General features: G+C 67.4%; 15 protein-coding genes. All 15 read right to left on the bottom strand.

Annotated features, from left to right (window positions below; genetic code table 11):
- On the bottom strand, positions 1-454 hold a 454-nt coding region (locus QZ847_RS05570; RefSeq protein ID WP_294354035.1), incomplete at its 3' end, for a hypothetical protein.
- Positions 454-750 carry a hypothetical protein gene (locus tag QZ847_RS05575; RefSeq protein WP_294354038.1) on the bottom strand — a complete coding sequence of 99 codons (297 nt, stop codon included), beginning with the start codon at positions 748-750 and terminating at the stop codon, positions 454-456. The genes QZ847_RS05570 and QZ847_RS05575, both read right to left, overlap by 1 nt.
- Positions 751-766: 16 nt before the next feature.
- Positions 767-1,711, bottom strand: coding sequence for a phage tail tube protein (locus tag QZ847_RS05580; RefSeq protein WP_294354041.1), 945 nt, complete (start codon positions 1,709-1,711; stop codon positions 767-769).
- Between the two features lie 24 nt (positions 1,712-1,735).
- Positions 1,736-2,176: a hypothetical protein gene (locus QZ847_RS05585; protein WP_294354043.1), complete on the bottom strand. Its 441-nt coding sequence runs from the start codon at positions 2,174-2,176 to the stop codon at positions 1,736-1,738.
- A 2-nt stretch (positions 2,177-2,178) separates the two neighbouring features.
- Positions 2,179-2,880 carry a DUF6441 family protein gene (locus tag QZ847_RS05590; protein ID WP_294354046.1) on the bottom strand — a complete coding sequence of 234 codons (702 nt, stop codon included), beginning with the start codon at positions 2,878-2,880 and terminating at the stop codon, positions 2,179-2,181.
- A 1-nt stretch (position 2,881) separates the two neighbouring features.
- Positions 2,882-3,190 carry a hypothetical protein gene (locus QZ847_RS05595; RefSeq protein WP_294354048.1) on the bottom strand — a complete coding sequence of 103 codons (309 nt, stop codon included), beginning with the start codon at positions 3,188-3,190 and terminating at the stop codon, positions 2,882-2,884.
- Positions 3,191-3,194: 4 nt separating this feature from the next.
- On the bottom strand, positions 3,195-3,422 hold the full coding sequence (locus QZ847_RS05600) for a hypothetical protein (RefSeq protein WP_294354050.1): 228 nt from the start codon (positions 3,420-3,422) through the stop codon (positions 3,195-3,197).
- Between the two features lie 68 nt (positions 3,423-3,490).
- Entirely contained in the window at positions 3,491-4,528 is a 1,038-nt protein-coding gene (locus QZ847_RS05605) for a major capsid protein (protein ID WP_294354052.1), read from the bottom strand.
- A 74-nt stretch (positions 4,529-4,602) separates the two neighbouring features.
- Positions 4,603-4,965, bottom strand: coding sequence for a head decoration protein (locus QZ847_RS05610; protein ID WP_294354056.1), 363 nt, complete (start codon positions 4,963-4,965; stop codon positions 4,603-4,605).
- A 61-nt stretch (positions 4,966-5,026) separates the two neighbouring features.
- The gene (locus QZ847_RS05615) at positions 5,027-6,535 is read right to left on the bottom strand and encodes a S49 family peptidase (protein ID WP_294354059.1); all 1,509 of its coding nucleotides are present in this window, start codon (positions 6,533-6,535) and stop codon (positions 5,027-5,029) included.
- Positions 6,532-8,220: a phage portal protein gene (locus QZ847_RS05620; protein ID WP_294354060.1), complete on the bottom strand. Its 1,689-nt coding sequence runs from the start codon at positions 8,218-8,220 to the stop codon at positions 6,532-6,534. Before QZ847_RS05620 ends, QZ847_RS05615 begins: the two co-directional genes overlap by 4 nt.
- Position 8,221: 1 nt before the next feature.
- Positions 8,222-8,458 carry a DUF6148 family protein gene (locus tag QZ847_RS05625; RefSeq protein WP_294354067.1) on the bottom strand — a complete coding sequence of 79 codons (237 nt, stop codon included), beginning with the start codon at positions 8,456-8,458 and terminating at the stop codon, positions 8,222-8,224.
- A 10-nt stretch (positions 8,459-8,468) separates the two neighbouring features.
- Positions 8,469-10,619 (bottom strand): terminase gpA endonuclease subunit, encoded by a 2,151-nt coding sequence (locus QZ847_RS05630; protein WP_294354069.1) that lies wholly within the window; start codon positions 10,617-10,619, stop codon positions 8,469-8,471.
- On the bottom strand, positions 10,597-11,196 hold the full coding sequence (locus QZ847_RS05635) for a hypothetical protein (protein ID WP_294354070.1): 600 nt from the start codon (positions 11,194-11,196) through the stop codon (positions 10,597-10,599). Before QZ847_RS05635 ends, QZ847_RS05630 begins: the two co-directional genes overlap by 23 nt.
- Positions 11,197-11,454: 258 nt before the next feature.
- Complete coding sequence (locus tag QZ847_RS05640) at positions 11,455-11,700, bottom strand: hypothetical protein (RefSeq protein ID WP_294354072.1); 246 nt, start codon at positions 11,698-11,700, stop codon at positions 11,455-11,457.
- Positions 11,701-11,783 lie beyond the last annotated feature (83 nt).

The raw sequence follows: 11,783 nt of genomic DNA on the forward strand, positions 1-11,783 counted from the left end.
TCGCCCCCTCCGAAGTGCCATTCGGCGAGAGCGACAAGCCGTTTTTTTCCGCGTCCGCCATCGCCCAGGGCAGCACCCACAGCTGGTCGGCCGCCTCGACGAGGCGCGGCTCGGCGAGGAACATGGAGATCGTGCCCGGCTCCACGCTGGTCACGTTGCCGTCAACGTCCCGGTGCTCGACATCCTGCGTCGGCTCGACCGGCTTGCCGTCGGCATCGCCGATGCCCGACCACGACACGATGTTGTGACGGATCAGCGTGGTCGTGAACGCGTCGGCCGCGCGTTCCTCCGCCTCCGCGCCGCCGCCGCGCAGCGCCTCGACCGTTGCGCGCCGCGCTGCGCGCAACGACAGGAGCGACGGCTGCGCCGGAAAGGTGACTTTCACCGGCGGATTGTCGCCGATCGCCGGGATCAGCTCGTGCTCGACCGGCTGCGCGTTACCAAGCGCGAACATCAGCCCTGTTCCTCGTCGACCACCGGCTCATCAGAGGGCGGGTTGATCCACTCGACGCGGATCTCGCGATCCTCGTCGATCAGCTTGTAGCTGTCGCCCTCGCGGACGAGGTTGCCGTCCTTCACCTCGAACCGGCTCACCTGCCCGGCGTCGACGTCGTAGCGGCGCACTCGCTCGATCGTCTCACCGGTCTTCGCGTCGACGACACGGACGTTGGCGCATACGGCCATGTCGGTGACGCCGATCTCGGCAAATGCGGGCGGCGCGACCAGCGCCGCGGTGGCTTTCTTGACCATGTCGGTTGCTCCCGGATCAGACGTAGCTGGCGACGTCGTTCGTCAGCGCGACGGTGAGCTGCGCGGCGACAGCGCCCGATGCCTGCCAGTTGAAGGCCGCCATGATGCCCTTCGGGCCGGTGATCGTCCGCTTCGGCTTCGGCAGGAACACGCGCGGCAGCGTGAAAATTAGGCTGTAGCCGCCGTCCATTGCCCAGCCGAACTTCAGCTTCACCGGCACCTTGCCGCGCGCCTTGTCGTAGAGCGCACGGTCGGTGAACCGAGTGTTGACGGTGCCGCTCGCGCGCGCGACGCCCGGATCGACACCGCCGATGCGGCCGTCGGCGCGGATCACCTCGACCTTGTCGAGGTTGTTTGAGTAGCCGATGTCGGCCGACACGACGCTCGCGGCCACCACATCGTCGATCTCGATCGAGCCGGTTGCCTGCGCGAAGCGCGGACCCTGCAGCGCGGTGAGCGCGCCGGCGGCCGACACGTTCGCCGGGTTCGTCTCGCCCTGCGCGATCATCGACAGCGCCGCGTTCAGCATGCCCGAGCGCGCCATTGCGATCTTCAACTGGTTCACGACCGCGCCGTAGTGCGCCGAGTAGATCGGCATGTCGGGGTTGCCGAACTCGACGCTGGTCGATGGCAGCGATGGAGCGCCCGACGAGAAGGTGTGCGTGTACTTGCCCGCGGCGGGACCGGTGGTCACCGGCGCGCCGAACGTCTGGCGCAGCCAGAAGCCGATCGCGCGCAGGTCGACCGGCACGGTGATGTCGCCGTCGTTGGTGATGACGTCGTAGGTTGGGTCGAGCCCTTCGCGACCGAAGCCGAGCTGGTCATCTTCGAGCAGGGGCTGCTCTTCGCCGAGGCCGTGGCTGACGAATGGCAGCTTGAAGAAGTTGGCGGCGGGGGTCTGGCCATAGGTGGTTTCCACCGCGGCGGCCATGACGGCGTTGATACCAAGCGGACGAGCCATAATGGTGCTCCTGAGGGTGAAAGGTCAGCCCAGCGGGCTGGTGGTCGAGTAGGAAGCGACGATGCCGAAATCGCACCACGCGATCGGCGCCGCGCCGCGCTCGTCGACCTCGCCGTCGGTCGGCGCGGTGGCGTCGAGCCAGACGCACAGGCCGCCGAGGTACGGGTCGGACGAGATCTCGACGCCGACCTTCATCGCCATTTCGGCGAGAACCTCCTGCGCCGAGCGGCTCGGCTCATTCCGGGCGGCGAGCTCGATCGGGAACGTCCGCTCCCACCACCATGTCGGCGGCGAGAGGTCGATCTCCGGTTCGCCGGCGTCACCCGATCGGACGATCGCTTGGCCGAGCTCGCCGATGCTGGTCGGCTTCGCCTCGTCGAGATCCATGCCGATCACCTTCGCGACCGGCAGCGCGCGCTTGACCAGCTCCTTCACCGCGGCGGCGACTTCCTGGTGCTTCGACATGGCTATCTCCAGCGCGCGTCCAGGTTGGCGGGAAAGCGCGCCTCCGCGAGCGCGGCGGGCTCGGCGAGGTCGATCGACTTCGGCTTGCGTACGTGCGGCACGAGTGTGAACATGATGACGGACTGGACCGGGCGCGGATTGCGGGTGCGGCCGGCCCGCTCGCGCTCGGACGCGTTACGCCAGCGTCCGGTCGCCTTGCGGATCACCAAGCCCTTCAGCACCAGATAGGCGACACCGCGGTGGCGCGCGCTCGGCGTGCGGAAGCCCTTGTCGTTCGGGCTGATGAATTGCAGCCGACGGCCGAACTTGCGCTCGACCTCGTCGGGGGTGAGCGCATCCCCCTGCCGCTTGCGCGGGCAATCGTCGGTTGGCACCGCCAGCCAGCGCTTCCCCGCGCGCGGCACGATCATGGCACCGGTGGCGTAGCTCTCGATGATGGCGGCCGCGCCGCGCCCGTCGCGCGAGGGCTGCGCATAGACCCAGCCAGCGGGTTCGAGTGCGTTGCGGCTCACCGGATAGGTCACGCCGCGGATGCTGTTCGGCAGGCGTTCACCCAGCCCCGCCTTGCGAACCTGAGCGCGGAACGCCTCCTTCACCTCGTCGGTGGTGTCGCGCATCGCCGCGGTCAGGTAGCCGGCGACCTCGCTCTCAAGCCCGGCTCCGATCTCGTCGGCGCGCGCACGGCTGAGCCGCGGGCGGAGCATGTCAGGCTGGGTCCAGCTCGCACGACCAGATCGATCCGTCGCGGCTCAGCCGCGGCACGCCAACGATCACGAATCGCTCGCCCGTGCGAACGATTGTCAGCGCGGCGCCGGCTGGTTCGAGCAGCGACGCGACGGGAATGGACAGCAGGTTGGTAGGAACGATCGCCTGCCCCTGCCCGAGGTCAACGGCATCGGTCGGGCGGTCCCAGATACCGACGATCTCGCCGTCGACACCATCGACCTTCACCGCCTCGCCGAACTCGTCGGCGGCGAAGAAGACGTGCATGTCGGCGGCGAAATCAATCGGCACGGCCTCAGCCCTTCAGGACTTCGACCGTCTCGAGCGCGCCGGACGCGGTCAGCGCCTTGATCGACTTCGCATCGAGCGTGTGCTTCTTGGTGACGTCATCGGTCATCAGCGTGCCCGGCTCGATCACGTTCTCGGGCTTCGGTCCGGTGATGATCTCGTGGACCGAGCGCTGCATCTCGACCTTCTTCGGCGCGGCCGTTTTCGCGGCGGCCTGATTGGCTTCTTCGGACATGGCAGGTTACTCCAGGGCGCACGCAATCGCGGCGCAGAAGGTGCCCGCGCCGAGGCGCGGGCGGATGATCAGGCGACGGTGACGCAGCAGGTCGCGTTCGGGCGCTTCGGCACGAAGATCGGCGCGGACTGCGTCATCAGGTACTCGCCCGCGGGGTTCTCCTCGATCCAGTTTTTCGAAAACAGGCGGGTGGCGCCGTACTGATTTCGAGGATCGAGGATCGCGCCGTAGCAGGGCGTTCCCTCGTAGGTTGCCGGCGCACCGATGATGACCGTGTACTGCGGCAGCAGCTTCTTGGTCGTCCCGTCGACGTCTTCGTAGGTGTCGTTGTAGACGTACAACTCCACCGTGCCGATACGGCCGACGAACACGGGCGAGCCGGGGACACCGGGCTTGAACCCAAGGTCGACCGCGCTGGTGTTGCCCTGGTAGGTCGTGTCGAGCTTGTCCTTCAGCTTGGGATCAGCCTTGAACAGCGCCCACGCGTCCTTCTCGAACACGGCATGGCTCGGCGCGGCGCCGCACTCCTCGGCGACCTCCTGGATCCAGCCTTCCAGATTATCGACCGGCGAGATTCCGGCCTGCCCCCACCGCGCCGCACCCGTCAGCGTCTTGGTGAGCGTGTTCTTGCGGCCGAAGTTGACGACCGCGCGCGGATATTCGATGCCCTCGATCACCACGCCACCCGTGCGCAGGATCTCGGCCGACATCTGCTCCTCGCGACGCTCGATCTTCGCCTTGTGGGCGGCGAGGAGGTCGACGAAGTACAGGTCGCGACGCTGCTGCAGCGTGAACTCGCCGCCGATCGGCTCGCCGGGGCGACGACGCGACAGCTTGTGCCCATCGATGCGGTCCAGCGGCTTGATGTAACCGGGTGCGAAACGGTCAGTCTGGAACGGGCGATCCTGGCTCGGCGTGCCCTTGGCGTAGGGGCTGACCCAGGGGGCGATGCGCTTGTCGTCGAACACGCGGTCGAACATGACCTCGGGCGTGTCGAACTCGATCGGCGTGCCGCCGAAGAACAGCGTGCGCAGGAAATTGCCCTGCACGGTGAGCGGCGTGATGATGCCGAGCAGCGCGGTGGTCGTGAAGAGAAGCGGATCCATGATCGGGCCTTTCCCGAATAGAGGAAGGTCGGCCCGACCATCGGACCGCCATCAGGTTGGTGGATGGGAGGGCGTCAGCCCTCGAAGGTGATGCCCTTGTCGCGGAGGCCGGCACGGATGCTGGCGAGCGTATGACCGGCACCGAGCACCAGCTGCGACCCGATCAGGTCGCCCGTCTCGATCGCCATCGCCTCGACGTCACCCGCGGTCGCATCGACGGTGTAGTTGAGGACGTACTGCGGCTCTTCGCTGCCGTCGCTGGCCGCTGCGGCCGACAGCACCGCCTTCTTGTTCGCGGTGACGATGCCGAGAACCGAACCGATCGGGTAAACGGCGCCACCCGTGAGGGTGACCTTCTTGTCGTTCGGAGCGCCCGAACGGATCAGCGTGACAATGGCCGTCGACGTGGTCGAGGCGGCGCTTGCGCGAGAGTACATGGCGCGGGTTCCTTGTAGCTTGGTTGGCCAAAGTGGCCGGGACTGTCGATCGCGGAGGCGATCAGTTCTTCGGCAGCAGGTGCTTCGCGGCCCTCACGCCGGCGGAGGCAGCGAGCGCGAGGATACCGCTCGCCTGCTCGGCGCCAGTCTTCGCCTTGCCGTGGTCCGTGGCACCCGCACCCTTGCCGGGTTCGGGCAGCTGCTCGGCCGACACCGCGCCCGCACGCAGGTCCGCCATGCTGGCGCCGCGCGCGCGCGCGTTCGTGGCGAGCCCGATCGCGAAGTCGCCGGCGGTCGAACCATCTTCGATGGCGGTGCGCAGCGACGCCGACATCGTGGTTTCCGGGCACAGGTCCGCGAGCGCGAGCACGCGCGTGCGTTCCGCCGCTGCGTCGGTGTTCGCCGCCGCCTCAGGTGCTGCGTCGACCGCAGTCACGGTCAGGTCGGTCGCGCCCGCCGCAGTCAGTGCGGCCGCAAGAGCGGTGGCATGATCGGCTGAGCCGACGATCGTCAGGGCAGTGATGCCGGCAAGGCCCAGGTTGGCCGCCGGCGCGTTGTCGGGTTCACCCGGCATTGCAGTCTCCATTGATGCGCGGTTGCCCGAGGTTCGGGACCGCTGGGGCTTGGCCGGCTGGCGGCCGTTCACGGCTGCGACGAACTCGGCTTGCGAGTCCGCCCAGCCCATGACCTTGTCGGCGAGACCGGCGTTGACCGCCTCGTCGCCGCGATAGACCCGGGCCTCGGTCGCGCGGACCGCAGCTTCACTCAGCCCGCGCGCGCTGGCGACATGGGCGACGAAGCGACTGTAGGCGTGATCGATGTCGGTCTGGATGGAGGCGCGCACGTCGTCCGGCAGCGCCTCGAAAGGGTTGCCGTCGGCCTTATGAGCGCCTGCATGGATCAGCGTCACCTTGATCCCGGCCTGTTCGAGCTGGCCGGAAAAGTCGGCATGCATGGTGATGACGCCGATCGAGCCAGCATAGCCAAGGTCCTGCACGGTGATCTCGTCGCAGCAGGCCGCGATCGCGTATGCCGCGGAGGCGCCAACGCCGCGGATGATCGCGCGCGACGGCTTTGCACCCCGATCCGCCATCATCTTGGCGGCCAACTCCATCAGGTCGGTTACTTCCCCGCCGGGCGAGTCGATGTCGATGATTATGCCGCGCACGTTCGTGTCGCGCTGCGCGATCGACCAGGCGGCCGCAACCGCGTCGTAGCCGGTGAAGCCAGACGATGGGCTGACGCCGCCACCGTTTTCCGCGACGAGCTCGCCGCGAACATCGATGTGTGCGACACCATCCTGAACAGTCAGGACATCGCCTGCGTTCAGATCGGGGCGGCGCTGGTCGGCAGTGCGGCGTGCCTCGATGCCGGCACGTGCGTCGGCCGCACGACCTTCCAGTTCGCCGATGTCCAGGCGTTCTCCGCCGGCGTGCATCAGCAGCTGACTGACGTCGAACCGTGGACCAACGGCGCCCAGCACGATCGCCGCCGTCGACGGCAGCACGGCCAGCGGCGTGTTGAACAGCCGGCGCGTAATGTTCGCGCGGCTGAAGGAGCGAAAGCTCATTCCTTGCCTTCCTTCTTGTCGGCGCCGGGCTCGTCGGGTTTCGGCTGCGCGGCGTTCGCGGGGGTTCCGGGCGACACCGGTACGGGCAGGCCCTCAGCGAGCACCGCGCGGTGTTCGCGACCTCGGCGACGAACATTCTCGCGATAGCTGCCGCCGGTCAGCTCGGCGGTGATCTCCTCGCCGGTCTGCCAGTTGTTGTCCTGACGGATCTTGTAGCCGTTCGCTTCCTGCGCCGGGTTGAGCGTGATCTTCCCGTCGCCGCGCCAATCGACGCCGGTCCAGGCAGAGCGGATCGCGAGGTCGGAGAAGAAGCCCGGCATGACGTAGTCGCCACGAGCGACCTTCTCCGCCACGAAGCAGACGTAGGTCGGAACGCACCAGTCGCCGCCGAACCACGCACGCTCGGCACGCACCTCCAGATAGAGCGCCTCCAGCTCCGCCTTGCTGGCGGTGTAGCTGGAGTTGAACATCAGCATGAGCACGCCGGCGGGAATGCCGGTGGCAGCGCCGATCTGGCGCACGATCGCCTGGAAGAACGGGTCGAAGGCGCTGTTCGGGCGCCCCGGCGATTTGATCTCGACCTCCGCCTCGCTGTCGATCTCCATGACGGAGCCGGACTCGAAGCGGTACTGCCCGCCCTGCGGCGGAATGTCGTACGCGGGCGCGGTGCCCTCGCCCGGCTCGCCGCCCTCGACGCCCTCTTCGCCATAATCCGGCTCGGGCATCGGGGTCGCCCCCGGCGACCGGTAGACAACCGCAATCATCGCCGACATGACCGCTGCGAACAGCTCTGCGTCGCTCAGGTCCGACAGCATCTTCAGCGGTTCGAGCACGGTTGCCAGCATGCCGACGCCGCGTACCTGCTCCGGCCGTTCCTTCTTGTAGACGTGCACCACGCGGGGCAGCTGCAGGACCGTGTCCCATGCCTCGATCCGCTCTGGCACCAGGCTCGCAAGCGACAGCAGCTGCAGGTCGCCCGGGTGCTGCTTGAGCACGTGATAAGCGACTGGGTTCCAGTAGCGATCGACCTCGACACCGCCGGCGATGATGTTGCCGGTCACGGGGTCGCGCGCACCATCGGCGATCGCCGGCGGGTTCCGCAGGCGATCGGCCTCGATCAGCTGCCACGCCGTCTCGGTCACGCGGCCGGGCTGATTTTCCGGCATGACGCGCAGCGCGAGCATGTCGCCGGACGTGATCGTGCCCCGCTCGACGATCGACTGCACGCTGTAACCGGTGGCCTGGCGTGAGGCGTCGACGTCTTTCGAAGCCATGTAGGCGTCGAAATCGCGCGCGATACGCTGTTCCCACTCCTCCTGCTCGTCGGCGTCCAGCTTCAATGCAGCCGCGTCGATCGCCGGAATGGCAGTCAGACCGGTGCCGATGACGAAGGTCGTCTTGCGGTTGATCGCCGCGGTAGCGATCGGCTGGTTCATTGCCGCGTCGCGCTGCTCGGCGCGAAGGCGGTCGGCACCAGGCAGCGTGTCGGCGTTCGCGGAGCGCGACCGCGCGAACCATCCGCGCCGCTTCGTGCGGTCCGGCTGCGCGCCCCGGTACCCACCACTCCCGAACATTGCCGTGCTGGCGGCCTGACGCGTGCGCGCTTCCATGCGCGCGAGCCCGGCGGCCGGGTTCACGAACGACACTGCACGGTCGATCAGGTTGGGGCGAACCTCCACCTTCACGTCAGCGGTTCCGATACGAGCCGCGGCGCACGCGCCCGATCGCGCGCTTCACCGGCTTCGGATCGAGGCGATCGACCTGCCCCTGCCAGAACACGATGCCTTCGCGGATCTGCTGAAGGTCGGCCCGCGTCAGCTTGCGGCCTTCGATCTCGTAAGCCTGATTGTCGAGGACGCGGCGCTCGGCCGTCAGATATTCGGTAAGCCGCGCATCAGCGACGGCGAGCGTGATCCCGACCATGCATGGCTCCTCAACTGGATCGCACGACCCGCACGGACCGGCGTGGCTTCGGCTTCGCTGGCCCAGGACGTCGCGAGACGGTCACGGTCGGACCGGGCGAGGTCGGCGTGGTGGGTGGCGGGGCGTCGTCGTCAGGTGGCGGCGCGACCGGTGCTGGACCCTTCGGTCTCGGCGGGCGTGCCCACTGCGGTACCCGGCTCAGGTTCTGATCGAGCCCAACAAGGCGGAGCATGACGACAAGCGCGTAGACGAAGAGGTCCCAGGTCTCGTTTCGGACATCCTCGGGCTTTTCCCACAGCCCCTCGACCTTTTCTTCGGCACGAAGCTCGGCGAGGTGCTTGGGCGAAATGTCGCTCGGCAGATCGACGTAGGCAGGCCCGGGCACGGCGCGACGGAAGCGGTAGTCCGCGATGTCCTTCATGCGGTTGACGTTCGGCACGAACAGTTCGCACTCAGGCGCGCCCTTCACCTGGCGCTTCGCATCTACGGTGGGCGCTGGCAGCAGGCGGCCGTTTGGCCGATTGCCGCCCTTCAGTAGCGTGATAACGGTGGCAGGCACGGCCGCGCGCGCTTCCTTGCGGCTGCCGGTGACCATATCGTGCCACCACGAATAGGCGTTGTCGGTGGCATCGTCGCTGCCCCCGGTGTCGATGCCGGTGCACAGCACCTTCATCCGCAGCGATGGGTCGCGCTGAAGCGGATAGGTGCGTCTCAGCACCTTCTCGTAAAGCACCGCCCAGTGCTCCCGGCGCCTAAACGGCTCCAGCTTCGTGATACCGTCCGACAGCGTCAGGATGTCGAAACGATCGATGATCCAGGCGCGATTGCCGACGCCGTGACCGACTGCCATCACCGAAAAGCGGTCAACGCCGAGGTCGACCGTCATGGTGATCGCCACCACGCCGTCGGGCACCTGGCCGAGGCGATAGCTCGACGCTTCCGCTCGCTCGGTCAGCGCATCCACGGTCACGGGCGCGTCTCCCGAGGCGCGACTTACGTAATTTCGGCCAACCTTGGTCTGGAAGAACGACTTGAGCGGTCCCTCGTCCTGGTGCTCCTCGAACCGTAGCTCGGCGGTGCGATATTGACGCGCCAGCGACGCCCAGGGCGCGAGACCGAAGGTGCCGTCCCAGTAATAGCTGTCAGTCGCGTTGGCCTCGAGCTCACCCGACTTCCCGCCGGACACTGCCGTCTCGCCTTTGCCGATCCAGCGCCCGGTCGCCATGAGCGCCGGCTTCGCCACCTGCTGGTGCGATCCACCGCAACTCGGACAGATCATCTCGACCGTCCGGCCGGCTTCGAGAGCGGTTGTGTCCCGGTCGAAGTTCAGGCGCTCCCACGCCATCTCGAACGGTTCGCTGCAGGCGAGACAGTCAACCCACCAGCGTTTCGCGGTGCCGCCTGCTACGAGCGGCTCAATGCCGCGCTTTGCCCCCTTCTTCGGGCTCGAATTGACGTAGAGCTTCCAACCGTAGCCCTGGAACGAGGTCGTGCGGCCTTCGAACAGCGAGACGGCATCACCCTGGTCGCCGATATCGTCGTCGAAATCGTCATAATCATCGAGACGGCCGCGGGAGAACGGACGCGCGCGAAAGTTCGGCCCCGTCGGCCAGAGGAAGTGCCAGTCGCAGCCGCGGAACTGCTTGAGGTAGATGTTGTCGGCACTGGCGGTGTCGAGCTGCCGCTCCGACACATCTGGGCATTCCTCCAGCAGCTTGTTGATCTGGGTCGTCACGTACGAGGCGGTCAGTTCGCGGGTCGGCGAGTAGAACGCCATGTCCGCCGGGTCGTAGATGACCGAGTGGACCTGCCAGTTGTTGCCGACCTCCGACTTGCCCATCTGGCTCGGACCCATCACCGCAACGATGGAGTACGGGCTTGCCATCGACAGGTTGTTGGTCGGCTCGACCAGATGCTGCATCGGCTCCGGGCTGTCGCGCCAAGGGCCACTGTAAGCTCCGGGGTTACGCAGGTTACGGTGTCGGTTTGCCGCCTCGATCGGCGTGATCTTCTCCGGGAAACGAACCTCGCGAAAGCCGCGACGGATCGCAGCCCGAGCGTCGGCGAACTTCGGCGGTTCGCGCGTCTGCTGCATGAGCAGCGAGAGCGCGCCCAGGCGCGGGTGCGGCGTCGGTGCGCTATCCGTCGACAGGTTCGACATCGGCGTCCAGCACCTTCACGAACGCGATCAGCTTCTCGGCGATGAGCTCGTCGATGCCGATCTCGACTTCACGGCCGAGCGCGAACTTTCGCCGGATCGTCGGTCCGATGCCCTGAAGCTGCCGGCGTAACTCGATGACGGCGTTGACCGTCTCGTTCTCGATCTCGGCGACGCGGCACAGCTCGCCGATAGATAGCCGGTAGGCGAGCTCCGCCTCGCCTGCCCGATATTCCTCGTAACGCTGCTTTCCGGTCAGCAGCAGGCCGTCGTCGTCGCCGGCATCGCCGAGCATCTGCAGGCGAAGCTCGGCAAGTTGCGCCTGGCGCGCGGTGTCGGCGCCGTCACCCGCGCCGCGCTGCCGATACCACGCCAGCGCTGCCTCGGCGGCGATCTTGTAACCGACACCGCGGCGGCCCCGTGCCAGCAGCCAGTCCGCTTCCGCGGGCGCCTGCTTCAAATGGTTGCGCATCGTCTCGGGCGTGACGCCGCACAGGGCAGCGAACTCGTCGAGGCTGACGATTAGCTCGTTGGACTTGCGCTTTCGCGGGGCCGCCCGCGGTGTTGATGTCCGCGCCATGACACCTCCAGCGCCCGATCAGCGGCCCGCCGGCAGATCCAAAGGCGTAATAATAAGGCGTAATGATTTTGCGACACGGTAAACGCGCGCGCGTCGCGCCCTAGCCCCCCGTATTCGTCCACCCCCTCAGGGGGGACCCAACGGGGGGCGGCAGGTCGGGTCAGGCCAGCATCAGCGCTCGTGCGGCCGCGTCGAGCAGCGCGACGGCGGTAGCCATCGCCATGCCGAAGCCGACACATGCGACGACGTCACGCATGGTCACCAGAGCCCGCCCAGGCCACCGTGATCGCCGGTCACGATCCGCAAGGGCGGGTGCACCGGCGCATGGTTCGATCCGCGCACAACCGCACGCGCGTCAGCGACAGCGGTCTCGATCTCGTCGTGCAAACGCTGACGATGCCCGATGCTGCGGCTCGGTACGTCGTAGCGGTCAGCCGCATCGATCAGCGCCTCGCCTGCACGACGAAGGATGTCGGCGCCCGACGGCGTCTTAGGTGCGGCCATAGCCACCTCCGATGTCAGACATGCTTACGACTTCCTCCGCGACGAGGTCGCGGGGAAGTGATGGCGGGCGCGCAAGGGTCAAA

Origin of the sequence: uncultured Sphingomonas sp., from assembly GCF_913778135.1 — a bacterium.
GTDB lineage: Bacteria > Pseudomonadota > Alphaproteobacteria > Sphingomonadales > Sphingomonadaceae > Sphingomonas.